32 protein-coding genes are annotated in these 24,550 nt (G+C 71.6%); 29 read left to right on the forward strand and 3 right to left on the reverse strand.

Features of this window, described 5'->3' with window-relative positions; translation table 11 throughout:
• Positions 1–243 precede the first annotated feature (243 nt).
• From BS72_RS01325 to BS72_RS01370, 11 genes are all read left to right on the forward strand, one after another.
• Positions 244–1,506: a prealbumin-like fold domain-containing protein gene (locus tag BS72_RS01325; RefSeq protein WP_051950447.1), complete on the forward strand. Its 1,263-nt coding sequence runs from the start codon at positions 244–246 to the stop codon at positions 1,504–1,506.
• Positions 1,507–1,610: 104 nt separating this feature from the next.
• A complete protein-coding gene (locus BS72_RS31915; protein WP_051950450.1) occupies positions 1,611–2,411 on the forward strand; it encodes a sortase in 801 nt (266 codons plus the stop codon).
• Positions 2,411–2,794: a hypothetical protein gene (locus tag BS72_RS01335; protein WP_051950452.1), complete on the forward strand. Its 384-nt coding sequence runs from the start codon at positions 2,411–2,413 to the stop codon at positions 2,792–2,794. Before BS72_RS31915 ends, BS72_RS01335 begins: the two co-directional genes overlap by 1 nt.
• Before the next feature lie 89 nt (positions 2,795–2,883).
• Positions 2,884–4,263 (forward strand): helix-turn-helix domain-containing protein, encoded by a 1,380-nt coding sequence (locus BS72_RS01340; protein WP_051950454.1) that lies wholly within the window; start codon positions 2,884–2,886, stop codon positions 4,261–4,263.
• On the forward strand, positions 4,260–5,006 hold the full coding sequence (locus BS72_RS33010) for a DciA family protein (protein WP_063835937.1): 747 nt from the start codon (positions 4,260–4,262) through the stop codon (positions 5,004–5,006). The genes BS72_RS01340 and BS72_RS33010 overlap by 4 nt, the downstream gene beginning before the upstream one ends.
• A complete protein-coding gene (locus tag BS72_RS36975; protein ID WP_198545729.1) occupies positions 5,003–5,167 on the forward strand; it encodes a hypothetical protein in 165 nt (54 codons plus the stop codon). The genes BS72_RS33010 and BS72_RS36975 overlap by 4 nt, the downstream gene beginning before the upstream one ends.
• Positions 5,164–5,583, forward strand: a complete 420-nt coding sequence (locus BS72_RS36980) for a WhiB family transcriptional regulator (RefSeq protein WP_051950455.1) — start codon at positions 5,164–5,166, stop codon at positions 5,581–5,583. The genes BS72_RS36975 and BS72_RS36980 overlap by 4 nt, the downstream gene beginning before the upstream one ends.
• A gap of 57 nt (positions 5,584–5,640) precedes the next feature.
• On the forward strand, positions 5,641–6,213 hold the full coding sequence (locus BS72_RS01355) for a hypothetical protein (protein WP_037905514.1): 573 nt from the start codon (positions 5,641–5,643) through the stop codon (positions 6,211–6,213).
• 208 nt (positions 6,214–6,421) lie between these two features.
• Positions 6,422–7,381, forward strand: a complete 960-nt coding sequence (locus BS72_RS01360; RefSeq protein ID WP_037905517.1) for a DNA-processing protein DprA — start codon at positions 6,422–6,424, stop codon at positions 7,379–7,381.
• Positions 7,378–8,142: a ComF family protein gene (locus BS72_RS33455; RefSeq protein ID WP_051950456.1), complete on the forward strand. Its 765-nt coding sequence runs from the start codon at positions 7,378–7,380 to the stop codon at positions 8,140–8,142. Before BS72_RS01360 ends, BS72_RS33455 begins: the two co-directional genes overlap by 4 nt.
• 3 nt (positions 8,143–8,145) lie before the next feature.
• On the forward strand, positions 8,146–8,418 hold the full coding sequence (locus tag BS72_RS01370; protein ID WP_037905520.1) for a hypothetical protein: 273 nt from the start codon (positions 8,146–8,148) through the stop codon (positions 8,416–8,418).
• Here the strand turns inward: BS72_RS01370 and BS72_RS01375 are convergent, their stop codons facing one another.
• A complete protein-coding gene (locus BS72_RS01375) occupies positions 8,419–9,291 on the reverse strand; it encodes an ATP-dependent DNA ligase (protein WP_232792175.1) in 873 nt (290 codons plus the stop codon).
• A gap of 209 nt (positions 9,292–9,500) precedes the next feature.
• Here BS72_RS01375 and BS72_RS01380 point away from each other — a divergent pair, with 209 nt between their 5' ends.
• The 9 genes from BS72_RS01380 (at position 9,501) to BS72_RS01420 (ending at position 16,496) form a co-directional block, all read left to right on the forward strand.
• Positions 9,501–9,971: a hypothetical protein gene (locus BS72_RS01380; RefSeq protein ID WP_157856119.1), complete on the forward strand. Its 471-nt coding sequence runs from the start codon at positions 9,501–9,503 to the stop codon at positions 9,969–9,971.
• 108 nt (positions 9,972–10,079) lie between these two features.
• A complete protein-coding gene (gene lexA, locus BS72_RS01385) occupies positions 10,080–10,775 on the forward strand; it encodes a transcriptional repressor LexA (RefSeq protein ID WP_037905526.1) in 696 nt (231 codons plus the stop codon).
• Between the two features lie 286 nt (positions 10,776–11,061).
• Positions 11,062–11,403, forward strand: coding sequence for an SH3 domain-containing protein (locus tag BS72_RS01390; RefSeq protein WP_051950457.1), 342 nt, complete (start codon positions 11,062–11,064; stop codon positions 11,401–11,403).
• A 203-nt stretch (positions 11,404–11,606) separates the two neighbouring features.
• Positions 11,607–11,954, forward strand: a complete 348-nt coding sequence (locus BS72_RS01395) for a hypothetical protein (protein WP_037905529.1) — start codon at positions 11,607–11,609, stop codon at positions 11,952–11,954.
• Between the two features lie 90 nt (positions 11,955–12,044).
• Positions 12,045–13,322, forward strand: coding sequence for an MFS transporter (locus BS72_RS01400; RefSeq protein WP_232792176.1), 1,278 nt, complete (start codon positions 12,045–12,047; stop codon positions 13,320–13,322).
• Positions 13,319–14,653: a PTS transporter subunit EIIC gene (locus tag BS72_RS01405; protein ID WP_232792177.1), complete on the forward strand. Its 1,335-nt coding sequence runs from the start codon at positions 13,319–13,321 to the stop codon at positions 14,651–14,653. Before BS72_RS01400 ends, BS72_RS01405 begins: the two co-directional genes overlap by 4 nt.
• Positions 14,650–15,027 (forward strand): hypothetical protein, encoded by a 378-nt coding sequence (locus BS72_RS37630; RefSeq protein ID WP_051950460.1) that lies wholly within the window; start codon positions 14,650–14,652, stop codon positions 15,025–15,027. The genes BS72_RS01405 and BS72_RS37630 overlap by 4 nt, the downstream gene beginning before the upstream one ends.
• A gap of 34 nt (positions 15,028–15,061) precedes the next feature.
• Positions 15,062–15,838 (forward strand): glycosyltransferase family 2 protein, encoded by a 777-nt coding sequence (locus tag BS72_RS01415; protein WP_051950461.1) that lies wholly within the window; start codon positions 15,062–15,064, stop codon positions 15,836–15,838.
• A gap of 142 nt (positions 15,839–15,980) precedes the next feature.
• Positions 15,981–16,496 carry a hypothetical protein gene (locus BS72_RS01420; protein WP_037905531.1) on the forward strand — a complete coding sequence of 172 codons (516 nt, stop codon included), beginning with the start codon at positions 15,981–15,983 and terminating at the stop codon, positions 16,494–16,496.
• Positions 16,497–16,513: 17 nt separating this feature from the next.
• Here BS72_RS01420 and BS72_RS01425 read toward each other — a convergent pair whose 3' ends face one another.
• On the reverse strand, positions 16,514–17,290 hold the full coding sequence (locus BS72_RS01425; protein WP_037905533.1) for a hypothetical protein: 777 nt from the start codon (positions 17,288–17,290) through the stop codon (positions 16,514–16,516).
• Between the two features lie 135 nt (positions 17,291–17,425).
• Between BS72_RS01425 and BS72_RS01430 the strand changes: the two genes are divergently transcribed.
• The 9 genes from BS72_RS01430 (at position 17,426) to BS72_RS01470 (ending at position 23,885) form a co-directional block, all read left to right on the forward strand.
• Positions 17,426–17,803 (forward strand): hypothetical protein, encoded by a 378-nt coding sequence (locus BS72_RS01430; RefSeq protein WP_037905534.1) that lies wholly within the window; start codon positions 17,426–17,428, stop codon positions 17,801–17,803.
• A gap of 112 nt (positions 17,804–17,915) precedes the next feature.
• Positions 17,916–18,173: a hypothetical protein gene (locus tag BS72_RS01435; protein ID WP_037905537.1), complete on the forward strand. Its 258-nt coding sequence runs from the start codon at positions 17,916–17,918 to the stop codon at positions 18,171–18,173.
• Between the two features lie 18 nt (positions 18,174–18,191).
• Positions 18,192–18,425, forward strand: coding sequence for a hypothetical protein (locus BS72_RS01440; protein WP_037905540.1), 234 nt, complete (start codon positions 18,192–18,194; stop codon positions 18,423–18,425).
• Between the two features lie 149 nt (positions 18,426–18,574).
• A complete protein-coding gene (locus BS72_RS01445; protein ID WP_037905543.1) occupies positions 18,575–18,988 on the forward strand; it encodes a hypothetical protein in 414 nt (137 codons plus the stop codon).
• Positions 18,989–19,143: 155 nt separating this feature from the next.
• Entirely contained in the window at positions 19,144–19,680 is a 537-nt protein-coding gene (locus BS72_RS01450) for a hypothetical protein (protein ID WP_037905546.1), read from the forward strand.
• Positions 19,677–20,567 carry a Mom family adenine methylcarbamoylation protein gene (locus BS72_RS01455; protein ID WP_198545730.1) on the forward strand — a complete coding sequence of 297 codons (891 nt, stop codon included), beginning with the start codon at positions 19,677–19,679 and terminating at the stop codon, positions 20,565–20,567. The genes BS72_RS01450 and BS72_RS01455 overlap by 4 nt, the downstream gene beginning before the upstream one ends.
• Positions 20,568–20,654: 87 nt before the next feature.
• Positions 20,655–21,689: a GNAT family N-acetyltransferase gene (locus BS72_RS01460; RefSeq protein WP_037905548.1), complete on the forward strand. Its 1,035-nt coding sequence runs from the start codon at positions 20,655–20,657 to the stop codon at positions 21,687–21,689.
• Between the two features lie 130 nt (positions 21,690–21,819).
• Positions 21,820–22,569 (forward strand): nuclease-related domain-containing protein, encoded by a 750-nt coding sequence (locus BS72_RS01465; protein ID WP_037905551.1) that lies wholly within the window; start codon positions 21,820–21,822, stop codon positions 22,567–22,569.
• Positions 22,570–22,619: 50 nt separating this feature from the next.
• Positions 22,620–23,885 (forward strand): hypothetical protein, encoded by a 1,266-nt coding sequence (locus BS72_RS01470; protein WP_051950462.1) that lies wholly within the window; start codon positions 22,620–22,622, stop codon positions 23,883–23,885.
• 269 nt (positions 23,886–24,154) lie between these two features.
• On the opposite strand, the gene BS72_RS35085 is transcribed toward BS72_RS01470, so the two are convergent.
• Positions 24,155–24,502, reverse strand: coding sequence for a hypothetical protein (locus BS72_RS35085; RefSeq protein WP_157856120.1), 348 nt, complete (start codon positions 24,500–24,502; stop codon positions 24,155–24,157).
• Between the last annotated feature and the right edge of the window lie 48 nt (positions 24,503–24,550).

The following is a 24,550-nucleotide window of genomic DNA, read 5'->3' on the forward strand; positions in this document are numbered from 1 at the left end:
GGGAACTCCTGAACTGCGCGGAAGCGGGGGCGGGGACACTTTAGCTACTTGATCGGGTCTCCAGAAGAGGATAACTTTCCTCGGGTGACCTTGGCGGTTGGATGCCGCCAGGTGGCATATGCCCACCCTGTTCCGCTATCGAACGCCCGCCCCGGCGAGGGGCGGATCGCCGGACCCGGCCATCCAGTGGCCTAGGAACCGTGAAATGACCGGGTCCGGCAGGTTCCCCGAAGGGAGATCTGGATGAGTGTTGCATCTTCCACAGCACTTTCGCACCGTACCCGCCGGATTCGGTATCCGGTCGTTGCTGCTACGGCGGTTGCGCTGGGCGCAGGCATTCTGCTGGCGCCGAGCGCCAGCGCGGCGGACAAGTGGGGCCCCGGATACCTGATCCCGGACAGCTCCGGGAAGCCGGACACCTCGCACATCGGCGCCTACGGCAAGCCGGGCTCGCTCTTCCCGAATGCCGCCGGTCACGCGTACTGCGCAGACCCCACGCTCGAGGGCCCCGAAGCCGGCGGCCACTACGGGCCCATCACCACGTTCACCTCCTGGACCTCCAAGACCACCGGCCAGCCGGTCCCCGCGCAGAACGTCGCCCGCGCCGCCTACGTGCTGAGCACCTACGGCGACACCACCGACGACACCCAGGCCGCCGCGGTCGACGCCGTCGTCTACACCTACCTCGACCCGGGCACCACCTACGCCCTGCCCTCCGGGCAGCGGGCCCTGCAGCGCCTGGGCTACCCAAACGTCCCCGCCACGGCAAAGAACAAGGCCGAGGCGTTCCTGACCGAGGCCGCGACGTTCGCCGGCCCCTACACGGTCAACATCCACACCCCCAAGGGCCCGGTCCACCCCGGCGACAAGACGCCCATCACCCTCGACGTCACCTCCGCCTCGGGCGCCAAGCTGCCGAACGTCAAGATCCACCTCGACGGATCCGGCGCCGCCGACGGCTCCGGTGACGTCACCACGAACTCCGCCGGCACGGCCACCGCCAGCGTCACCGCCTCCAAGGACGGCACCGTCGACCTGACCGCCGAGGCCGCCGCCCTTCCAGCGGACCAGCTGCGCGCGCAGATCCCGAGCAACACCTCTGCGCAGCGCATGGTCGTCGCCGGCGGAACCTCCAGCGCCAAGGCGACCGCCCACCTCCAGGTGACGACCGCCAAGGGCTCCGTCAAGGTCACCAAGACGGCCTCGGACACCCACAAGGCGCTGGCCGGCGTCGAGTTCGAGATCAGGGACAAGGGCGGCAAGACCATCGCCTCGGGCAAGACGGATGCCCAGGGGCAGTGGACGGCCGACGCCCTCACACCCGGCACCTACACCGTGCACGAGGCCCAGGCCGTCGATGGCTACCAGCTCGCCGCCGACCGACGCGTCAGCGTCGGTGACCTGAAGACCTCCACGGTGTCGGTCACGGACACCCGGATCCCCCAGCCGGCCAAGCCGAAGCCGCGGCCGGTCACGATCACGCAGCTGCCGAAGACCGGCGCCTGATCCCCGGCGGCCCAACGGCCGCCCGTACGGCGGGGCGACGCCCCAGTGTCGCCCCGCCGCCCTCACCTTCTTCCTGCCCGCAGGCCTTGACCGCTGGATGCGCCATGCCCGAAAACCGCACGTCCCCGGCCCAGCCGGACCCAGAATCCGAACCGACCACCTCACCCAGCCGCAAGATCATCATCGGGGCCGGCGTGGCCCTGGCCGCCCTCGGCGTGACCGCCGCCGCCCTCCTCACGCCCGGAAGCGACGCCCACGAGCAGCGCGCCGCGTCCGGCTCCACCGCCGCGGCACCTTCCGCGGCAGCCGACCCGCTGACCGGCACCCCGCAGTCGAAGGCCTCGCACGCTCCCGACCACACCCGCGACTCCACCACCCAGGCCGACAAGGCCCTGCGCACCTGGCGCTCCACCAACCCCGCAGCGGGCAGCGGGGTCGGCGGCAAGCCCGCCGCCGGCACCGCCGGAGCCATCCACGAGGTCCTGCGCATCCCCGCCCTGGGCGCCACCTGGTCACAGCCGGTCTACGAAGGCGTCGACGACCCGCAACTCCGCGCGGGCGTAGGTCACTTCCCCACCACCGAACAGCCCGGCCAGATCGGGAACTTCGTACTCGCCGGCCACCGGAGCGGTGTCAGCGCTCCGGCCTTCCGCGACATCGACCGCATCAAGCCCGGCGCCACGGTCACCGTCACCACCGCCCAGCGGGTCACGTACACCTACACCGTCACCCGCGTGCGCACCGTCGCCCCCACCGACGTCAACGTCATCGCCCAGGTCCCCGACCACCCCGCCGCCACCCCCACCAAGGCGAAGCTGACGCTCGTCACCTGCTGGCCGGCCGACGGTCACGCCAAGCGGGTCGTCGTCGAGGCAGACCTCGCCTCCGCAAAGGGGGGAGCGTAGTGAGCGACGACCTTGACGAGCCCACGCCGGCCGCCGAGAAGGTCACCGTCCAGCCCGCAGCCCCGTGGCCCGTCTACAACGTGGATCGCGCCCAGGCCGAGCTGATCGCGATGGAATTGCTGACCAAGGGCTTCTCCCAGTTCCGGGTCCGCCACATGACCCAGCTGTCGGCCTACAACGTGCGCCGCCTGGCGAGCATCGTTGCCGAGGAAGCGGCCAACCCCGCCACGCCGCGCATCGTGTGCCGCACCCCCCAGCGCGCGCCCCGCCCCCTGCGATCCTCCCAGGGCGTACGCATCCAGCCGGCCCGCCCGCACCGCGTGACGCGCCCGGCGCCCGAGCCGCAGCCCGAGCCGGAGCAGATGGCCCTCCCGCTCGACTGACCCGCGCAGCCCCGGCTGCCCGGCACCCCCGTCCAGGCCCGCGACGCCGCGGGTCTACCCCGTCGCACCCAAAAACACCTGGACCCACCGTGCCCCGCCTCTCCGCCCCACCCGCTTTCGCCCCGGCGGCCGCCGCGACCGTGCCCGGCCCCGCCCAGTGGCTGGCCCAGTCCGACTGCCGGATCGCCCCGGACGCCTGCAGCTGGCTCCAGGCCGTCCACTGGTTCCACGACCACGGCCCCCGCGCCCACGGCCGGTCCCACGGCCCCAGCCGCATCGGCCGCACCACGCTGCGCCTGGCCGTCGTGCTCGCCCGCCTCAAGGAGTGCCGCCCCGGAGTCGACACCCTCGCGTCCTGGCTGCAGCTGTCCGAGCGCACCGTCCAGTACCACCTGCGCCTGCTGCGCGAGGCCGGACTGCTCGCCTACATCTCCAAGGGCACCAGGATCTCCGGAGTCGGCGGCCGCGCCAGCGAGTTCGCCCGTACCGTGCCCCCGCTCTTCGACACGGCCCTCGGCCTGCGCACCGGTCCCTCCGAGCAGTACATCCGGGCCGTCCACGGGATCGACGAAGACCACCGCCCCCTGATGGCACGTCTGGTGAAGAAGGCCCGGCGCAGCCTCAAGCCGAAGCGGACAAAGGCCGTGAAGTCCCCTAATTCTGCTGCCGGTTCGGCGCCCTCGTCTTGCACCCCAAGGGGGGTTGGTACTTCTAGTTCTTCTACTACCGGTACTACTTCGCTTCCCCCTGAGAGCAAGCTCGGGGGCGGGACGAGCAAGTCCACCTCCGCCGAGAAGAATCAGCGCGCCCAGCGCGGACCGCGCCGGCTGAACACGGTCGGACGGCGCTACCAACTCGCCTTCGAGCTCGTCCAGCAGCTCGACTGGCTCAGCCGCGCCGCCGTCCCCCGGATCGCCTGGATCTGCCGCGACGTCGCCGACGCCGGCTGGACCGCGACCGAGGTCATCGCCGTGGTCAGCCAGGACAGCCCGCCGCACCGGGTCCGCCGCCCTTCCGGCTTCCTCGCCGGCCGCCTCAACGGCGCCCACCGCCTGTACGACACCCCCGCCAAGCGGCAGGCCATCGTCGAGTGGTGGCGGGCATCCCGCCAGGCGGCACGGGACCGGCACGCCGAATGGGCCGGCGACTGGCAGCCCCCGGCCAGCAGGGCCGTCGCCCGCCGGGTCAACGACGCCCTCGCCCAGGTGCTCCGGCCCGCGCCCGCTCCCGCCCTGGACGCCCTGCCCGTCGGCGACGACGGCCTCGCCGACCTCGAGCACCTCACCCGCGACGAGATCGTCGACCTGCGCGCCGCCGCGATGAAGGACAGCGGCCTCATCGAGACCACGATCGCCGTGTGCGGCGAGAACTACGCCCGCCGGCTGTTCACCAACCACCTCGTCGACCAGGCCCGCCGCCTGCGCGGCACGGGCCGGCTGACCCTGCACCCCCACTGGGAGCCGGCATGAGCAACCCAGAACCCACCGGCGTCGACCTCGCCCGCGTCGCGCTCCTGGCCGCCAAGGAAGCGGCCAGGAAGCGCGGCGCCGACGGAGGACCTGCTGCCCGAAAGCCCAAACACCGGCCCCAAAGCCTCCAGCGCGGGGGTGACGGACGCGATCCCGTCGGCCTCGGCGCCGCCCTCAGCCGCCTGATGACCGAACGCGGATGGGAAGCACCCGTCGCCGGCGGAAACGTCCTGGAGCACTGGGACGAGATCGCCAGCCCCGAATTCGCCGGCCCCGACTTCGCCCGACACGTCCGCGCCGTCGCCTTCGACGCCGACAGCGGCCGACTCGACCTCCTGCCGGACTCCACCGCCTGGGCCACCCAGGCCCGCCTCATCGCCGTGAAGCTCATGGCCCGCGCCAACGACCACGCCCAACTGCGCAGCCACGGACCGCTCGTACGCCGCATCGAGGTCCTCCGCCCCGGCACTCGGTCCCGCAACGGCACCGCGGCCGCAGCGCCAGCGGCCGAGGAACGCCGCACCCCGCCGCAGCCGTCAGCCGGCAGTCGCTCCCGCCCGCCGACTCAACTCTCCGACGAATACCAGCAGCTCAGGGAACGCATGACCGCGCAGCGGGCCGAACGAAGGCGCCAGGACCAGGCCGCCCCGTACGAGGACCGCAGCAATCACCACCGCGAGCCGGCCGAGGCCTTCACCTCCGCCAGCACCCGCCGCACCGCACGAACGGACGTCTCCCGATGAACGAACCGGCCCAGGACCCCGAGACCACCGCCCGGCCGACCGCCTCGACCGTCACCGACCCCCAGCTGGAGGACCTGTACCGCGACCTGGACGCGACGCGCGCCCAGCGCGACTACCTCCTGCTGCTGCTCGCCACCCGCATCATCGGAGGCCGCCCGTGACCACCGCCGTCGCGCTCCCCCACCAGGACGACACCGTCCTGAACTGCACCACCACAGATCCCGAAGCCTTCCACGACGACGCCCACGCCGCCCTGGCCAAGAAGCTGTGCGAGGACTGCCCGCTGGCCAAGGCGTGCCGCAGCCGGGCACGGACCCTCCGGGAGTGGGGAACCTGGGGCGGCGAGACGACCGCCGAGCGTGCCGCCGCCGGATTCGCGCCGCCCGGATGGCGCGGCCGCGGCCACCAACGGGAGAACCGCCCATGCGGCACCCCGGCCGCCTACCGCCGGCACATCCGCGCCAAGGAGAAGCCGTGCACATCGTGCAAGGCAGCCGAATCACGCCGCCGCGCCGGCTCCACACGGCGCCCCCGGCGCCGCGTGCGGCGACGGCCGCGGACCACCGCCGGCGTCTGAACCCGGCCCCGCCCGCTACGGTGCACCACCACGGACCGACCGACCAGGACGCCGAAGATGATCTTCCGCAAGCTCGACCCGCCACTCGGCCCCGACGGGCGCCCGGACTACGGCCTGCCCGCCGCCGTCCTGGCCGCGCTGGCCGCCCTCACCTTGGCGATCGCGGCCATGTACGCGGCACTGGCGTCGCGATTCCTCCACGACCACCCCCGCTGGGCAAGTACGGCGATCGTGGCAGCGGCCGTACTGCCGGGCACCGGGATCTTCCTCCTCGCCCGCCGACTCCTCGCCCGCCACGGCCTCTACCTCTGGCAGAGCTGGGCGGCGGCCGCAGTCGCCACCACCCTCATGTACGCAACCCCCGGGTGGGCCTACGGCATCTTCCCGCGCGTCGACGACCGCTACGAACGCGAGCTCGGAGGCCCCGGGCACTGCTTGCACGACACCCCCTACGACCTGAAGCGGGCGAGAACCACCTACGCCGGCGACCACCCCGGGCGGATGGTCGTCGAACCGCTCCACAGCGGCCTGCCAGCCCTGCAACTCGACAACGCGGTCAACGGAGGACTCCGCCACCTCACCCCCGCCGACGCGGCCGCCCGCCGGATCCTCGCCCAGCACAACTGCTGACCCCAACCGCGGCGCCACCGGCCGAGCGGCCCGCCCTCCTCCGAGCCATCACGCCACAGCAGCGCACGGCACCGACATCACGGCGTCTCGGCGTACGCACAGGGCCCAGCTCCCTGACACGCCGGTCCCGCGATGGGATGATGAAGGCGGCCCAAGCACCAACCGCTCCTTCGAACAGCACCGGGCCACGAGTAGAAGGAACCCCTTCATGCCCATCACGCCCGAGCAGGAGAACCTGCTCACCCTGTGCGCCGTACGCCACAACGATTCCCTGCTGGACTGGCACCTGCTGGCCCGGACCTGCCAGACCTCCGCAGGTCTGGACGCCCTCCTCGATGGCGAGGTCCCCGAGGACTCCGCCGCTGCCAAGCGGTGCCTGCCCATCCTGCGCGGAGCCCTCGCCGAAGGCCTGGACGACGCCCGCGCCCGGGCCCGCCACGAAATCGACGCCGCCGAGAGCGCCGGCGCGGAACTCGTCACCGTCCTGGACCGGCACTACCCCGACAACCTGCGCCTGGTCCCGAACCTGCCGCCCTTCCTCTTCCACCGCGGGCCCCTGCTGCCCCGAGACGCGCGCTCAGTCGCCGTGGTCGGCACCCGCAAAGCCTCCGCGGACGGCCTCAAGCGCGCAGCCCGGATGGCTCGAGGACTCGTAGAGAACAACGTCGCCGTCTTCTCTGGCCTGGCGAAAGGCATCGACTCCGCCGCTCACCAGGCCACCCTCGACGCCGGCGGCCGGACCGTCGCGGTGATGGGCACCGGCATCGCCGCCCCCATCTACCCGGCCGAGAACCGACCCCTCGCCCGCCGCATCCTCGACGCCGGCGGCGCCCTCGTCTCGCAGTTCTGGCCCAGCAGCCCGCCAGCCAGGTGGACCTTCCCCCGCCGCAACGTCGTCACCTCCGGGGCCACCCTCGGCTCCATCGTCATCGAGGCCTCCAGCACCTCGGGCGCCAAGATGCAGGCGCGGATCGCCGCCGAGCACGGCAAGCAGGTCTTTCTGCTCCGCTCGCTCGCCGCCGTCCAGCCCTGGGCCCAGGCGATGCTCGAGGAGGGACGAGCGGTCGAGGTGAGCGAGCTCGACGATGTCCTGCGGCGCCTGGCCACCCCCGAGCGCATCCAGCAGGCCAGCGAGCAGCGCATCCAGCTCGCCCTGGCGGTGCAGTGACCGACTTCGCCCTCCCGGAACCCCTCGGGTTCCCGAACTGCCGGCGCTGCGCCTACCTCATCAACGGCACCCCGCGGATCTGCGGCACCTGCGCCGGACGAACGCTCCAGCCGATCCCCGAATCACACTGCCTGACCTGCAGCCAGGCCCTCGCCCCCGGCCGGCCGTGCGCCAACACCCTGTGCGGCTGGCGCGAGGGCAACGACCGGCGCACCCGCAGCATCAGCCGCATCGACGCCGTCGCCCAGTACAGCGGCATGTTCGCCGCTTACCTGCGCATCTTCAAGGAGACGCCCGGGCAGGAATTCCTCGCTGCCATCTTCGGGCGTCTGCTGGTCGGATGGATGGAGACCCATCCTCACCTCGTCGCGGACATCGACCTGATCGTCGGCAACCCCACCCACCCCGACCGCAAACCCATCCAGCACATCGAAGCGATCATGACAGCGGCCTACGCCGAGGACACCGCCAGCCGGTGGCCCATCGCGCCACCGGGTGACACCGTCCTGATCAAGACCAGCGTCACCGAGGCATCGAAGGATCGCGGCTTTGCCGGCAAAGAACAGGCGGCCTGGGACCATGTCGGCGCCGTCCGCCGCAACGCCGCCTACCGGGAGACGATCCGGGACGCACGCATCCTGCTCGTCGACGATGTGTGCACCACCGGCCTGCAACTCAACTACATCGCCGGCGGCCTTCTGCGTGCCGGCGCGCGAGAAGTCCGCGGCCTTGTCCTGGCCCGCGTTCCGTGGAGGTACTGACCCGTGCCCACAGCTACTCTCACCGGCGAACTCCACGCAGCCCTGCACAGTTGCTTTCCCGAGCGCCTGCCCGAGTGGCTCACCGCCACCGCACCCCGCTGCGGCACCGGCAGCACCACTGCCGTCGACCTCACTGCCGAGCAGGACCAGGAACTCGCCGAGCTCACCGCCCTGGCCTGGTGGGAGTGCGAACAGGCCGTCGGCGACGCCGACCCCTTCGCCGCAGTGTTCGCCGAGGCCTGCGCCCGATATCTACAGACGCAGCACCAGGGCTGATCACCGAAGTCTCGTCACCGTCACGGTCGCATGCCGGGTCGTCCCGGCGAGCACCTCGGCGACCAGACCCGTGTCCACGGCTGTGTACGGCTCCCCAGCGCCGGTGCGAGACCGGGATCCCGTCCCCACCCCGAGCAACCGGTCACCGACCGCGGCCGCCACCGGCGCCGGCACCGCCCGCGACAACGCCGTCCGCCCGTCCGGGAGTCGTACCGCCAGGGCGCGGGGCCGCCGCGGCGATCCGGTATAGCCCACCACCTCGGCGTCCACCGTCTCGGCATGCCGGACCTTCAGCCACCCGGATCCGCTTCGCCCTGAGCGGTAGCTCGACGAGGCACGCTTGGCCACGACTCCCTCCAGACCTTGAGCGCGAAGGGAGTCGTACCAGACCATCGCGACCTCGCGGTCATCGGTCGCCGGCACCGCCTGCAGCGGCGGCCCGACGCCGCCCAGCACGTCGAGCAGCAGCGCACGCCTCTCGCTGTACGGCCGGCTCCGGACGTCTCCGAACTCGCCGTGCGACAGGATGTCCCAGGCCGCGAACGACGCGGGGTACTGCTCAGCCAGCCGCGCGGCCCGCGCGGGGGAGGAGGCGGCGCGGGACTGCGCCGCTGCGAAGTCGACCACTCCGTCGATGAACACCACCGCCTCGCCGTCGATCACGGTTCCAGTCGGCAGCACGACTCCCGCGCGGGCCAGGTCGGCCCACACCGATGTCACATCCCGCCCTGAGCGGGCCTGCATCCGCACCGAATCGTTCTGCCTCCACAGCAGCGTTCGGTGACCATCGAACTTAGGTTCGAACCACCAGCCGGGCCCCTGGGGCAGATCGGACACCGACTGCGCCAGGGCCACGGACACCGGAAACTCCACACCCCCAGCCTGCAGCCCGCTGCCGCCTCTCGCCCGTCCAGGCGCCCCGGCGCAGCGAGGCCCGACCATGCCCCTCACGAAGATCACCCGACCGAGGAGTGCCGCCGCAAGTCCCGGGTACCGGACGGCCGCCGAACCGTGCTCCGAGCTGGCGTCGAGCCGTCCATTGTCAGACCCCCTCCTTAAGCTGATACGTACACATATTCGAAATGGGGTGCGCCCTGACTCCCGAGCAGGTTCAGCAGATGTGCTGCGACGTCCTGGCCAAGGGGCCTGACATCGCGGACGCGTCCCCCTGGTCCGCCCGCACCGGCCTGGAGCTGACCTTCAGCACCGGCGCCCGCCTGTGGCTCGCCATCACCACCGCCAGTGCGGATGCCGCCTCCGTGCCCACCGATGCGCCGGCCCCGCCTCAGCTGCTCCCGAAACTGATCCGCCAGGACCAGACCATTCCGCTGCTCGACGCCGAGCTCTACCTCGCCTCCGTGTTTCAGGGAGCCGGGGAACCGCAGATCCGCAGCGCCTATGCGTACAGCGCCCGTGCCGCGCGCCCTCGCAATCCGGGAATCGGCCTCCTGCTGGCCGACGGCGGAAGGGCGTACCTGCCGATCGCTCACACAGCGCGAGCCGGCCAGGGTCCGGGACGCCGGCCCTTCGAGCAGCTGCAGGAACTCCTCTGACGTGCAAGCAACGGCAAGATGAACAGAAATACGCCAAAGATTAGAATTTCTGTTCCAAAGTGACGGCATGGCGGGTTATCGTCCGATGTAAAGCCAGAGGGGGAGACAATGCACGACGCCGCCGACCGCCCCAGACGCCCGAAGGGTATCCAGGGAGGCGCAGACGCCCTAACTGAGCGTCAGGCCAAGGTCGTCGACGCGATCCGAGACCACACCCTGCGACGCGGCTACCCCCCGTCCATGAGGCAAATCGGCGAAGCCGTCGGACTCGCGAGCACCTCGGCCGTCTCCTACCAGCTGCGCCGGCTCGAAGAGATGGGCGTCGTCGGCAAGGACCCCCGCCGGCCGCGGGCCTACTGCGTCCTCATCGCCGAGCCGAAGCCCGCGGACGCCGACGAGCCGGCCGCCCAGCGCGCTGTACCACCACATTCCGTCACGGCCCCCGTCCTGGGGCGCATTGCCGCCGGAGCTCCGATCACCGCGGAAGAGCACGTCACCGACGTCCTCACCCTGCCCCTGCAAGTCGTCGGCAGCGGTGACCTGTTCGTCCTGACCGTCACCGGCGACTCCATGGCCGGTAACGGCAGCATCCTGGACGGCGACCTCGTGGTGGTGCGCCGCCAGCCCGACGCGGAGAACGGCGACGTCGTCGCCGCCATGATCGACGGCGAGGCCACGGTGAAGAGGTTCCGGAGGACGGACGGCGCCGTCTGGCTCCTTCCCGACAACCCCGCCTACGACCCGATCCCCGGCGCCGACGCCACCGTTCTGGGCAAGGTGACCGCCGTCCTGCGCAGCCTCTGAAGTCCCCTCACCACGCGGCTGCGGCCGGACGAGACCCCTCTCGTCCGGCCGCAGCCGCGTCGGCGTGTGCGCGGCAGGCACACGCAAATTCTCGACCAAAGCCCCTAAACAGGGCGGGTGTTCGTGCAGCGGCGGCCCGGCGCCTACGCCCGAGCCGCCCGGCCGAAAATCCCGAATCTTATCCACAGGCAAGTTCTTCTAGCTTTCCCGTGTGCCTTTCCGCACCGGGACAAAGCGAATTCCCGAACAGCGGGAAAGTATCCGACGCTGATTCGAGAGGTTGAAGATGAACGCACGCCGCATAGCCGTACTCGCTGCCACCGCTGCGGCCGTAGCCCTGCCCGTACTCTCCGCGCCTGCGGCGACCGCCGCTCCCCAGCAGGTCACAGCCGCGGCTTCCCGCGACTGCCACGACCCCGGCCCGTGGGGCATCCACGCCAAGGCCGTGACCCTGCGCAGCAAGCCGTCCACCGCGTCGACAGCCCTGGGAATCCTCTACAAGGGCCACAAGTTCTCCGTCCATTCCACCAAGGGAAATTGGGTGAACGTGACGGACAAGACCACCGGAGTTCGCGGCTGGGCCTCGCAGAACTACGTCTACCGCGACGTCTACATGTGCCTGGACTGATGCGCCGCAATTCCGGGCGCGCCGCACGGCGCACGCCGTCGCGCCCCGCATAAGCCCCCAGCCCGCAGGTACCCCCGTCCGCGGCTGGGCCCGGCCGAGACCCGCTCCCGTCCTTCACGCGGGTCTCGGCCCGGGGGCGCCGTCCTCCCGCACCCGGGCGGCGCCCCCTTCCTTCATCTCCACCAGCCCTTCGAGGAGCGCAGTTGACGAACCACCACGTCCAGGCCGCGTCCCTGACCGCCGGCACCCTCTTCCCGGTCGTCGTCCTCGACGACCACCCGAGGTGGACGCAGTCCGCCGCCGGCGCAGCTCCCGAGCCTGCCACGCACCCCGCGGGACTTCTCGTGCTGCGCGCCGCCGCGCCGGCCGGCAGGGCGCGCGACGGACTCACCCAGCTCCAAGCCGCCGCGGCCCAGTTCCCGAAGACCCCGCCCACCGCGCAGAGCGTCGCCGAACTCCACCGCCGCCTGCCTCCCTACGTCCAGGCCGTCGCCCTCCCCGCCCCGGCGCTCTACGGGCCGTGGACGGCACGCACACCGACGGCTGCCTGAACCGCGCTCCGCTCACCGCGGACCGGCGCCTCACCCGGACGCCGGCGAGCGTGTCGCACCGCCACGGCGCACCAGCTCCGGAGGAGACCCGTGTCCCACACCGCCGCACCCTCACCCCCGCACCCGGGGACGGCCGTGCCCGGACCGGCTCGCACCAGGAACTGGCCGGCCCCGATCTGGACCCTCATGCTCGGCACGTTCGCGGTCAGGGCCGCCGGCTTCACCTACCCCTTCTTGCCCTACCACCTGAGCACCCTCGGCTTCGGGACGGCAGAGGTGGGCCAACTCCTCGCTGTCTTCGGCGTCGGCTGGCTCACCGGGTCACTGGTCGTGGGCTGGTGCGCCGACCGCCTCGGACGGCGCACCACCCTGGTGACCGCGATGCTCGCCGGCGCCGGAACGCTGCCGCTGCTCGCCGGGGCGCACACACCCGGGGCGGTCGCCGTGACGGCCTTCCTGGCCGGCGCGGTCTACGACGCGAGCCGGCCCGTCTTCTCCGCGACCATCGCCGACACCTTCCCCGACGACGGGGCCCGCGCCTCCGTCAACGCCTGGAGACACTTCGCGGTCAACGCCGGCGCCGCGGCGGCCGGAACCGCCGGCGGCCTGCTCGCCGGCCCCCTCGGCATCACCACTCTGATCTGGATCAACGCTGCCATGTGCGCCCTGTTCGGCGTGCTCTCCTGGCTGGTTCTCCCGCCCGACAGGCGAACCACCCCAGGTCAGTCCGCTCCCGCGCGTTATTACCGCTCCGCCCTGGGCGACACACGGCTATGGCTCCTCCTGGCCGCCAGCCTCGCCGCGTTGACCTGCGTGGCCTGCCTGTTCAGCACGCTCCCGATGCTGATGACCAGCCGGGGCCTGTCGGCGGCGGACTACGGGCTCACCCAGACCGCCAACGCCGTCGCGGTGCTGGTCCTCTCCCCGCTGCTCAACCGACGGCTCACCGCCCTGGCGTCCCGGTCCACGCCGATGACGGGCCTCCTGGCGTTCAGCTCCCTCCTGCTGGGCACCAGCATGGGCGCGGCCGGCCTGGCCTCGACGACATGGGAGTACAGCCTCACCGCGGCCCTCGCCGTCCCGGGCGAGATCCTCGCCTTCGTCGCCGCCGGCGACATCCTCAACCGGATCTCCCCGCCGCACGCCCGCGGCCTGTACGCGGGGGCCTGGGGTACGACATTGGCCGGCGCGATCATCCTCGCCCCGTCGCTGGCCGCCTGGTCTCTCTCCCTCGGCGGGACCGCCGCCGCCGCAACCGCGACCCTGACCGTCGGCGTCCTGGGCGCCCTTCTGTGCTGGCCCCTCGCCCGCAGCACCACGGCGCCGTCCGGCCCGGCACGGCCCGCCCGACGGAGGAGCCGGTGGTGAACCTGACCCCGCGCCTGGCGCCGACCCGCCGCCGAGGGGCACCGGCCAACCCGCCGACGGCCAGCGCGGGTGCTGGCGGTGCCGAACCCTCCACGGGCCGCGCCCGCTTCACCGGCCGGCTGCGCCGCATGGGCCAGGGGCTGGCTCTGCCCATCACCGCCATGCCGGCCGCCGGGCTGATGCTGCGCCTGGGCCAGGATGATTTGCTCGGTCGCGTCGACGGTCTGCACCGCGCCGCAGCCGTCCTCTCCGGAGCAGGCGGGGCCGTCCTCGACTACCTTCCGGTGCTCTTCGCTATCGGCGTCGCCCTGGGACTGGCTCGCGGCAAGGACCACGCCGGGCCCGTCGTCGCCTGCGTAGTGTCCTACCTCGTCCTGTCCCGCGCCGTCCTCGTCCTGAACCCGCTGCCCGCCGACCAGCTCGGCACCCCGCCCGCACGCTGGCCCTACGGCGCACTCACCGGCATCGTTGCCGCGCTGCTGGCGATGGCCGTCTGGAACCGGGTCGACGGCCGACGCCGGATCCCGCCCTTCGCCGCCTACGGCATCATCTGCGTGGCCGCGCTCACCGCCGGCAGCCTGCTCGGCTTGGCCTACCCCGCCGTCGACCACGCCCTGACGGCATCCACGGCGGCCGTCGCCGACCACCCGGTGCTCGGCGGCGGCATCTTCGGGTTCTTCAACCGGCTCCTGCTGCCCCTGGGCCTGCACCAGGTACCCAACGCCGTCGTCTGGTACGTCGCCGGCGACTGCGGCAACGGAGTCCGCGGTGACATCCCCTGCTTCTTCCAGCAGCACGACCCGCACGCCGGCATCTTCATGACCGGCTTCTTCCCGGTGTCCATGGCTGGCCTGCCGGCCGCCGCGATCGCCATGTGGCGCAGCGCGCTCCCGGAGAACCGGCGCCGCGTCGCCGGCCTCCTGCTCCCGGCCGCCGCCATGTCCGCGATCGCCGGCGTCACCGAACCCATCGAACTCGCCTTCGCGTTCACCGCGGCGCCGCTCTACCTCGTCCACGCCGTCCTCACCGGCGCCAGCCTGGCCCTGGTCAACGCCTTGGGCATCCATTCCGGCTTCGTCTTCAGCGCCGGGGCCCTCGACTACGCCTTCAACTACCCGATCTCCACGAAGCCCCTGCTCCTGCTTCCCATCTCCGCGGGATACGGAGCCCTCTACTACGTGTTGTTCCGCTTCCTGATCACCCGGTTCAACCTCCGCACCCCAGGCCGCATCCCCCAGCAGCCGCCCGCTGACGGCGAGCGGATTTCCGGAACCCCCGACAGGACCCCTGGTCCCGCCCCTGCCACCCACGACCAGCGGGAGACGACATGAACGAACGGACCGTCCAGACCGCCTACTACGGCATCGGGGCGTTCTTCCCCGTGATCGTGCTCGACCTCCGCGCACGCTGGGGCAGACCCGTGCCTCCAGCACTGCCCGCACTCGCCTCGACGGGCCCGGCCGAGATCCTCGCCGTCCGATGGACCGGCACCGAGCGCGATGCCGCAGACGCCGAAGCACTCCTGCAGCAGGCCGCTCAAGACGCCCCAGCCGAGCCGAGCGGCGACCGACTGGACCGGTTCCGAGCGCGACTGCCGGCCTCTCTGTTCCTCATTACGCTGCCCCCGACCGCCCTTCTCGGGCCCTGGTCCGATCGCCCCGGCCGCCGTCCGCCCCGACCTGCCCCGAGCACCCGAGCCGCCTGAGCCGAACCTGCCCCGCACCGCCCGAAAGGCCGACGTGTCCCGCCCCACCGCCCAGATCGCCGTCATCACTCCGACCACCCTGGACCCCGTACGCCTGGGCTACCTGACCGAACTGCACGACAGTCTGGAGCGCCAGACCGTGCCCTTCGAATGGATCCTGGCTCCCAACGGCCCCGACGCCGAACTCCGGCGCCTCCCACCGCAGATCGCGGCCGACCCCCGCGTCATCATCTGCGCCAGACCACGCCCCGGCGCCGCCTACGCCCGCAACACCGCCCTCAACTACGTCACCGCCCCCTACACCTGCTACGTCGACGACGACGACCTCCTGCCGGAGGGCTCCCTCGCCACTCGCCACGAACACGCCGTCCGTACCGGTCTGGACTGGGTCGCCGGCTGGAGCGCCGACCTGCACGCGGACGGCACCACGCGCACCTGGGTATGCCCAACGCCCGTCGGCAGACACACGCCAGGACAGGTGTGGACCTACTGGAACTCCCCGGAGACCAAGCCGCCGCTGGGGCACACCATGCTGCTGACCCGCACCGAGCTCCTGCGTTTGTCCGCCGGCCACGGCGGACTGGTCAAGGGCGAGGACTACGTCCTGGTCCTGGGCGTCACCGGACGAGGCGCCGGCGAACTCCTGCCCGAAGTCGTCTACCTCTACCGGGATCACGCCCACCAGATGACCGAGCAGACCGACTACCGCGACGCCTCGGAGTACGACGCGCGGCGCTTCGCCTTCCTCCACGGTCAGGAACTGCACCGGGCAGCTCAGCGCCAACTGCTCGCCGGATCGGCCACCCCTTGAGGACCTCGTGCGCGCCGCGGCCGCCCGCTCCGCCCGCGTACGCTGACCGTCCGGCGGCCGGCCCGGGAGCGCTTCGCCCGGGGGCTTGCCGGAGCTGCATACGAGGCAATCCGTGCATCACCGCAGACGAAGGAGACCGAGGATGGCCGTCGATGCCGTACCGCCGAACGCCGCGTCCGCCGGCCTGACGTCGATACGCGCCCGGCTCGCACGAATTGCCGTCCTGCCCCTCCTCGCGGGGGCCGCGGTACTCCTCCTGGCGCCGGTCCTCCTGGCGGTCCTGCCCCCCTCGTTCCTGTCCGGCGCTCTCGCCGCCGCGGCCGCCGTGACCGCCGTCGCCACCGTAGGCCGGGGCATGCGCCTGATCAGGCGGGCCTGCACCACCGCCGAGACCCGCCTGTCCCGGGTCCGGCTGTTCTTCCGCTACCCCCACACCACCAGCCAGTCGATCGACGAGGATCTCCACGACCTGGAACTGGCGCTGCATGCCTGCCTGTTCGGAGTGGTGGACCTCGTGCCCGAAGACCAGGCCAACACGCTCGTCGACATGCTGCGCCGCGCCGCTCAGGACAGCCCCGCACGCCTCAACGCCGAGCTGGACCGACAGGTCTCGGCGCTGTCGGAGGACTTCCGGCGCTGGCTGGACACCCTGGCCTGAGACCCCGCGTCAAGACGTCACGGACCTCCTGCTCCTCCGCGTAGTGCTCTGCGCACCGTGATGCCGAACCGCCGTCGAAGCCGGCGCAGCTCCCACAGCGACAGCGCGGTCACCGACACCGGCGGACCGAACAGGAACAGCATCCGCACCACCGCCGGCGCGTCGACGGGGGAGGGGTCGGCCACCTGGAAAGCGAACAGCGCCCACACCAGCACGGGGGAGAGCAGCGCCGGCAGGACCTCGTGAACGTCGGCCGCCCGGAACACGTAGTGCACGCACAGCACGACTGCGGTCAGCCCGTACGGAACCGCGAAGAGGACGGCGCCCAGCGCGAGCGGCAGGAAGACGATCTGCCACATGCCCAACTGCTGGGCCAGTCTGGCCCCGGCACTGTCCTGGAGCAGACCCCACAGGACCAGGACCGACGTGAAGAGTGCGAGGAACCCCTTGGCCGGGCCGGCGAGTCTGCGCATGTAGAGAGATCTGGCGGGCGGCCGGGACGCGGCCACGAATATCCCGAGCGCCACCGGCGCGGCAATCAGCAGGACGCCGGCGCCGATGAACGTCTGGGCCGCCTGGTCCTTGGCGAAGTCCGTCGCCGACTCCCGCAGCGGGTAGGCGTACAGCAGCCAGGCGGTCGCGGCAACACCGACCGCGGTCCGCAGGACCTGGACGGTCTCCGTAGCGCCGTCGGTGACGCGGTCCGGCCGGGACGGCGTGAACGCCCGGGCAGCCAGGGCGAAGGGCAGGGCGAGGCATCCCGGCCGGGACCTGGCTCTGGATGAACTGCGCACGTCTCACTCCTCCTCGACACGGCAGCCGCGGCCACCGCATTAGCACATAAAACTTGATCTGATCGGCAATTAGAGGTATACTTTACGTGTCACGCGGTGGTGCTCGCACCCCGCCCCCCTATCCACGGGAGCCGTATGCCCGCCACCCCGCTCTTTCCGACGGTCAGGGAAATCCCCAAGGACATCAAGTGCGAACACGAGTTCCACATGCGTGTCCGCAAGTCGATGATCATCGCCTACAACCTGTTCTGGGACCACTTCGACGGACAGCTCACCGCGAGCGGCATCGACACCCTCTCCACCACCGCCATGGCCGACGCGGCCCGCGAGATCGGTCAGCGCCCGCCCGGCGGACCGGAGACCGAGAACCTGATCCGCTCCCTCCTCCACCAGATCCGCAAGGCCCACGACGCCAGCCGGGTCGACACCACCGGCTCCGCCATCGAGCAGGCGGTCGCCGCGGCCCGGACGTCCGGCCAGCCGGTTGTTCTGGTCCTTCCCGTCCAGCAGTAGCAGCGGCGCCGGGTCGGCCAGCCCGCCAGGCTGGCCGACCCGCACGGTGACGTGCGACCCGTTCCGGCCGACACGTCCCGCCGCACCCACGCCCTCCCGCTCGGAAGACGCGATGGACAGCCCCACCAGCTTCACCCTGCTCATCCTCACCATCACCCGACCAGGCGGATACCTCGCGCTGGACCTCGTCTACGGCCTCAGCGCCACCCACCCGGACAAGGAAGCCGCCCGGGACCTCGTCGCCCAGATGCTGACCGACCGGATCACCAGCCACCCCCAGGAAATCCAGCTCCTGCGCCTCGCGTGCGACACCTGGCCACTCAAGCCCGAGGTCACCGGCTTCACCGTCACCGTCGAGACACCCGCCTGACCACATCAGGAGCCCACGGTGCCCACTGCACAGCCCACCGACAAGCCCAAGCGCCACGTCGCCCCCATCAAGCGCGTACACACCGCCGACGGCAGCGTGTGCACCCACCCCATCGCCCCCACCGGCAGCCCCCGTACGTCGGAGTGCCCCGGCGGGTTCGGCTACACCGCAGCCTGTTGGTGCGGTTGGAGCACGAACAGCGGCCTGCGCGCGATCGTCGAGGAGAACGCCCGCGGCCACCGCACCCGCTGACCGGCCGCCCCAGCACGTTGACCGGCTCGCGTCGGCCCGCGGACCCGGGCCCACCGCGGCGGCCTCGATCGCCGCCTGAACCACGACCGTGCACGGTCCCCGCCTACACGGCACCCCGCTGCACCCCGGCCGAAGGGACACCCACCCCTGTGAGCACCACCGGCACCGAAGCCGCCATCCGCACCGCCCTGCACGAGGCGCTGACCGCGTACCGCGCCACCGGCAGCGCCGCCGCTGACCACGCCCTTGCCGTGTACTCCTGCTCGCTCGCCGCCCACGTGGTGCTGCGGCACGATCCGCGCGCTGTGGCCCTCGTGATCGTGGAGGGTGATTCCCCGAACTGGCGGAGCGTCCGCGGCGTGGTCGGCGCCGACGGCACCGTGCGTCCCCTGACCGACGACGAGGACGAGGACGTGGAAGAGGCCGACGCCGTGCACAACCTGGTCGACGGCAACGCCGCGTCGTGGCGGCCGCTGTGCAGTCGCTTCGACCGCGGGTACGGCGTGTACCACCTGGACCTCGACAAGGCCCGCGACGCGGGAACCGCCCTGCTCGCGAAGTAGCCCACCCCCTGCCGCGCCTTGGCTACTCGCCCGGGCCCGGGCGCGGCACTCCTGAAGCGACAACTCATGAGCGCATCTGCGCCGAACACCGTGCCAACCGGTCCGGCGCAACCCGCCGCCGTCACATCTCCCGTTCCCCTCGAAGGACTTCCGCCTTGCACATCGACCTGGAAACCACCGTTGCCGCGCTGAAAGCCGGCGACCACGTCCACGCCCACGGCGCGGACAGCCGAGGCGTCGACACCTCCCGCGCCGGCTACCTTCTGGCCGCGCCCCGTCCCGAGACCGGACAGCGCAGCAGCGGCCGTGCCGAGGGCTGGCTCGTCTACGTCGGCAAGCGAGGTGATGCCCCAGCCCTGTCCAACCGGCTCATGCTCTACCCGGACACAGGACGCATCGCGCACACTCCCGAGCAGGATCTCAGCCTGTGGCGCGCCACCACGCTGCGGGAGACCGGCGCGAGCTCACGCACCACGAACCTGCGGATTCGCTTCGGCGGCCAGGCCACGCGCAGCGCCGTCGAACCGACCCAGGACACCACCGTGTGCGTCACCTACAACACCGAAGGCTGGTACAGCCTGGACGCTACGGACGACAACTGCACGCAGGTCTTCGAATGCCGCCTCGGCACGAAGATCTGGTGGGCACCGCTGCCGGACGCCCCGGTGGGCCTGTTCGCCGACGTCCTGTGATCACTGCCTACCAGCAGGCCCTGCCTCTCGCCGAGTTGACGGAGGTCCCCACCGCCTCCGACTGGTGCAGACGCTGGACCCATCGCACACCCTCCTGGCGGCACCGGAGCGACGGAGGCTTTGACGCCAGCTGCTTCGAGGTCCATCCCCTGCCGGAGAAGCCGGCCAAGGCCTTCGTCCTCGCGCACCACTACTCGGCTTCCTACCCGTCGGCTACCAGGAGATTTGGCCTCTACCGGGTGGATTCGGGCGAGGCCCGGCTCTCCGGGGTGGCCGTCTTCGGCATCCCGGCCGGCGCGAACGTGCTCACGCGATCACTGCCCGAACTGGACCCCAATGTGGAATCGTTGGTGTGCTCAAGGTTCGTGCTGACCGACGCCTGTCCCGGAAATTCCGAGTCGTGGTTCCTGTCGAGATGCTTCTCCGAGCTGCGCGCCGTCGGCGTCAAGGGGGTCGTTTCCTTCGCTGATCCCGTTCCCCGGCGCAGTGCGGACGGCAGACTCACCGCCATCGGACATATAGGGCGAATCTATCAAGCGACGAACGCCGTCTACACGGGCCGCGCGACAGCACGCACTCTCGTCCTCCTGCCTGACGGCACCATCCTCCACGACCGGGCCGCCCAGAAAATCCGCAGGCAGGAGCAGGGTCACCGGTACTGCGAGGAGAAACTGATCCAGTTCGGCGCCGCCGTCCCGCGAGCCGGAGCGGATCCCGCCGAGTGGCTGCGCCAGGCCCTGGCCGACATCGGCGCCCGCAGGATCAGACATCGCGGTGCACATCGTTACATTTTTCGGCTGGGGGCCAACCGCCGGGAACGCGAGGCCATCCGCCTGGGCGACCCGCCCCTGACTGCGTACCCGAAGCTCCCCGACCCGCCCGGCTGAGCGACGCCCCTGCGACATCGCCGGCCTCCATCCACAGGCGCTCTCCTCCACTCTGCGTCGAACCCCGCGAAGAGGAGAGCGATCCCGATGCCCGTCCCTCGGATCACCCACGTCCGCACGCTTGAGGACGATGCGGCCACCACATGGATCAGCCGGTGGTGGCCCACCCTCTACGAGGCCGACCCGCGGGCGACCGCCTACCAGTCACCGCAGTGGGTGACCGCCTGGCTGCGCCAACTGCCCTCCTCCAGCAGCCCCGTCGTCATGACCGTCGCCGACGAAGGAGGCGTCAGCGCCGCCCTCCCGCTTGCCCGGCACCGCACCGGATCCACCGACGTGATCTCCGCCCTCACGCCGTACGCCGAGTACAACGACCTCGTCGGCCCCGGCGCCCGACACCCCCACATCGTCCAGGCCCTCGCGGCCGACCTCGACCAGCTCCTCCAGGACGGACAGAACCCCGAACTGGCCCACGTCCCCCTCCACTCCGCGCTCGGTCGCGCCCTCGACGGCCGATCCGCCTGGCACGCGACCCGCACACGCACAGCTCTCGTGCCGCTCCCGCTCGACTGGGAGGCCCTGCCCGGCAACCTGCGGCGCCAGCACGCCAAGCGGGAGCGGCGGATCCGCGCCGGCCACGCGATCACCTACGCCCGCACCCGCACCACCGGCGAACTCCTCCGGATGCAACCGGAACTGGAGCGACTCCACGCCGCCCGCTGGGCATCGGCTCCGCGGCTGAGCACGTCCCAGCCCGACTGGGGAGCTGTGCTGAGCGAACTCACCGACACCACCGCCTTCATCGCCACCATCACCATCGACGGCACTCTCGCCGCCGCCCAGCTCTGCCTCTACCGCGGCACGACGTGCTGGTCACTCAGACCCGCCATGAACCCCGACGCCGCCCGGCTGGCTCCCGGACACCTTCTGCTGCGCCGGCTCATCGACGACCTGTCCAGCCACGGATTCACCGGCCTCGACCTCGGCCGCACGGCCGAGACCGACGGGCAGACCGGCTACAAGGAGCAGTACCAGCCGCGGTGGAGCATCGCGCTGAGCTTCACGCCGATCCGGCCGCCCCGTCCGGCTGCCGGGCAGGTGGCACTCGCCACGTCGGCCTGAACGCAACCCGGACGGTCACCGCCAGGCGTCGCGCTGCGCGAGCACCTCGCCGCCAGGCGCCGGCCGCTGTCCACAGGCCGTCGGCCGCACCATCACCCCGAACCCGACCAACCCCCCGAAGGACGACGGCATGTCCCTGAACGGCTCCAAGCGCCGCGCCGGCGCCGGCGCCAGCGCCCAGCGCATGGCCGACACCATCCGCGCCGACGAGCGCAGGAAGCAACACCGCACGGCTGCCTGGGCCGTTCCTCTCCTCGTCGCACCCGCCGCCGGAGGCGCCGCCTACCTGACGGCCACGGTGACCAGCGTCCGCGCCGGCTTCGCCGTCGCCCTGACCATCACCGTCCTTGCACTGCGACGCCTCTACCGCAACGGCGGCAGCACCTGGGCCCGCGGGGCCGCCGGCGAACGGAAGACGGCGCGCATCCTGCGCACCCTCGTCTGGTGCGGCCTCGGAGCCTGGACCGTCATCCACGACTTCCGCGTCGGCTCCAAATACAACGGCGACCACCTCGTCATAGGCCGCTGCGGCCCCGTGTACGTCGACACCAAGACCTGGAACGCCAAGAACGCCCGCGTCACCACCGACCGCCACGGCCGCCTCTGGTACGGCCGCTACCCCCAGAACAAGACCATCGAGACCGTCCTGTGGGAAGCCGACTCCGCAGCACAAGCCCTCGGACACCCGGTCCGTGCCGTCATCGCCGTCCACCACGCCCCCGTCCCCCGCGGAGGCCTGTACAGCGGCGGAGTGACCATCGTCCAGTCCAGCGAACTGCGGCGCCACCTGCGTGACCTGCCGCGGGTTCCCGGCTGGAACCGGACCCGCGTCGCCTCGACATACCGGCTTGCCCGCCACCGTCTCCAGCCCGCCGCATAAGGCCCGCCATCCGCACACCGAGTTGCTCGCACCCAACCCGAGGACGAACCATGACCATCGCCATCGTCGACGGCTACTCGACCGGAGCCGCCCTCGCAGCGCGGCTTCACCACCTGGGAGTGCCCTGCTCCCACATCCAGAGCCAGCCCGTCGCCCACGACTTCCTGCGCCGCACCTTCGACCCGAAGCACTACACCCGTGATCACGGCTTCGTCCCGGACGCTGCGGACCTGGCGGACCTGCTCAGACGAGACGGGACCACGCGCGTCGTCGCCGGCACCGAGTCCGGGGTCACCCTCGCCGAGACCCTCTCTCACACCCTGGGGCTGCCCACCAACCGGCCCGAGCAGCGAGCAGCCCGCCGCGACAAGAACCTCATGGCCGCCGCCGTCAGCGCCGCCCGCCTCGCCACCCCGCGCACGCAACTCGTCACGTCCGCCACCGCCGCGGCCAGCTGGTTCACCGCCTCCGGCCTCCCGGAAGCCGTCGTCAAGCCTCTCGACTCCGCCGGCTCGGACGGGGTGCGCTTCTGCCGCACACCCGCAGAGGTCCGCGACGCGACCAACACCGTGCTGCACAGCCGCACCGTCTTCGGCCGCCCCAACACCGCCGCCCTCGTCCAGGAACGCCTCATCGGCACCGAGTTCTACATCAACACCGTCTCCCTTGACGGCCGGCACAAAGTCGCCGAGACCTGGCGCTACAGCAAACTGGTCGGCCCCGGAGGCGGCCCCATCTACGACTACGAGGAGCCCGTGCCGGCGGACACCGGCGAAGCCCGCCTCGTGCGCGACTTCACCTTCGCCGTCCTCGACGCCCTCGGCATCCGCAACTCCGCGGCCCACACGGAGGTCATGCTCACCCGGCGCGGTCCCGTCCTGATCGAGACGGGCGCCCGCCTCGGCGGCGCGACGGCCCCAGCCGTCGTCGAACGCTACTGCGGCATGTCGCAGACTGCGCTGGCCGCCGCCGCCCTGGCCTCCCCGCAGGCATTCGACGACTTCGAGGACCACCGCCTCACCTGGTCCGGGGCCCTGCGCAACGTCGAATTCATCAACCACCGCACCGGTCACGCCGACCACGCCGCGATGACCCGCGTCGCCACGCTGCCCAGCGCCGTAGCGGTCTGCCCCGCAGTCGACCACGGTGATCCACTCCAGCCGACCACGGACCTGCTCAGCACTCCCGGATTCCTGTACCTCGCCGCAGAATCGGCGGACCTCGTGGAGCGCGACTACGCCGTGCTGAGGGACTGGGAGCGGCAAGGGCTGCACACCGGCGATATGGCGGTGCCGGCCGGCAGCATCCGTGCATGAGCCGTGCGCAGCCCGGCGCGGACCTCCGTGCCCCGAGTGCCGGCCGCCGTGCGAGCCGCACCTGCAGACGGTCTGCCGGGTGGCGCGAGCACTCTGCCCGACACGGGGCACAGGGCAGGGGAAAATCCGTGCTCAGGCGCGTGGTCAGCAGTATCGTGAAGCCACGAGCCGTCCGCGCGGAGTGCCACCCCCCCCCGACACTCCGCCCCGACCTCGCCCGGTGAGGCTCCGGCCTCCGCGCTTTCCCCCCGAGACCGCGGGCCGGAGCCTTACGGCTGCCCAGCTCCGGTCACGAAGGCGCGTACCAGCGAGGCGCCCAGCAACGTCAACTGCATCACGCCGCCGACGTCCTCGACCAAGTGCACCTGGACCAACTCCGTCGCCCTGCCGTCAGTGTGCGCGAGGGCCACGCTGCTGTCACCGAGTGCGGTGAGCAGCTTGCGCTGCCGAGCGGTCAACGCGGCCCAGCGTCCGCGCGGAGTGACCCTCCAGGCGGTGCCGCCCTGGAACGTCAGCGCCTCGTCGGCTTCCAGCCGGTAACCGTCTGCGTCCTCCCGGTAGATCCACTCCTCGGCCAGCATCGCCGCCACCAGCCGGGTGCTGACCTCCCCCGGCAAGTGCCCCAAGCGGTGGGAGCCGGCGCACTTGAGGTACTGCCGCTCCCG

This window comes from Actinacidiphila yeochonensis CN732 (assembly GCF_000745345.1).
Lineage (GTDB): Bacteria > Actinomycetota > Actinomycetes > Streptomycetales > Streptomycetaceae > Actinacidiphila > Actinacidiphila yeochonensis.

Excerpts from the sequence above, each read along its gene's own strand:
- BS72_RS33010 (WP_063835937.1), top strand. The coding sequence starts at position 4,260 with ATGAGCAACCCAGAACCCACCGGCGTCGACCTCGCCCGCGTCGCGCTC.
- BS72_RS01435 (WP_037905537.1), top strand. The coding sequence starts at position 17,916 with ATGGACAGCCCCACCAGCTTCACCCTGCTCATCCTCACCATCACCCGA.
- BS72_RS01465 (WP_037905551.1), top strand. The coding sequence starts at position 21,820 with ATGTCCCTGAACGGCTCCAAGCGCCGCGCCGGCGCCGGCGCCAGCGCC.
- BS72_RS01360 (WP_037905517.1), top strand. The coding sequence starts at position 6,422 with ATGCCCATCACGCCCGAGCAGGAGAACCTGCTCACCCTGTGCGCCGTA.
- BS72_RS01470 (WP_051950462.1), top strand. The coding sequence starts at position 22,620 with ATGACCATCGCCATCGTCGACGGCTACTCGACCGGAGCCGCCCTCGCA.
- BS72_RS37630 (WP_051950460.1), top strand. The coding sequence starts at position 14,650 with ATGAACGAACGGACCGTCCAGACCGCCTACTACGGCATCGGGGCGTTC.
- BS72_RS31915 (WP_051950450.1), top strand. The coding sequence starts at position 1,611 with ATGCCCGAAAACCGCACGTCCCCGGCCCAGCCGGACCCAGAATCCGAA.
- BS72_RS01390 (WP_051950457.1), top strand. The coding sequence starts at position 11,062 with ATGAACGCACGCCGCATAGCCGTACTCGCTGCCACCGCTGCGGCCGTA.
- lexA (WP_037905526.1), top strand. The coding sequence starts at position 10,080 with ATGCACGACGCCGCCGACCGCCCCAGACGCCCGAAGGGTATCCAGGGA.
- BS72_RS36975 (WP_198545729.1), top strand. The coding sequence starts at position 5,003 with ATGAACGAACCGGCCCAGGACCCCGAGACCACCGCCCGGCCGACCGCC.
- BS72_RS01325 (WP_051950447.1), top strand. The coding sequence starts at position 244 with ATGAGTGTTGCATCTTCCACAGCACTTTCGCACCGTACCCGCCGGATT.
- BS72_RS01430 (WP_037905534.1), top strand. The coding sequence starts at position 17,426 with ATGCCCGCCACCCCGCTCTTTCCGACGGTCAGGGAAATCCCCAAGGAC.
- BS72_RS01420 (WP_037905531.1), top strand. The coding sequence starts at position 15,981 with ATGGCCGTCGATGCCGTACCGCCGAACGCCGCGTCCGCCGGCCTGACG.
- BS72_RS01460 (WP_037905548.1), top strand. The coding sequence starts at position 20,655 with ATGCCCGTCCCTCGGATCACCCACGTCCGCACGCTTGAGGACGATGCG.
- BS72_RS01380 (WP_157856119.1), top strand. The coding sequence starts at position 9,501 with ATGGGGTGCGCCCTGACTCCCGAGCAGGTTCAGCAGATGTGCTGCGAC.
- BS72_RS01355 (WP_037905514.1), top strand. The coding sequence starts at position 5,641 with ATGATCTTCCGCAAGCTCGACCCGCCACTCGGCCCCGACGGGCGCCCG.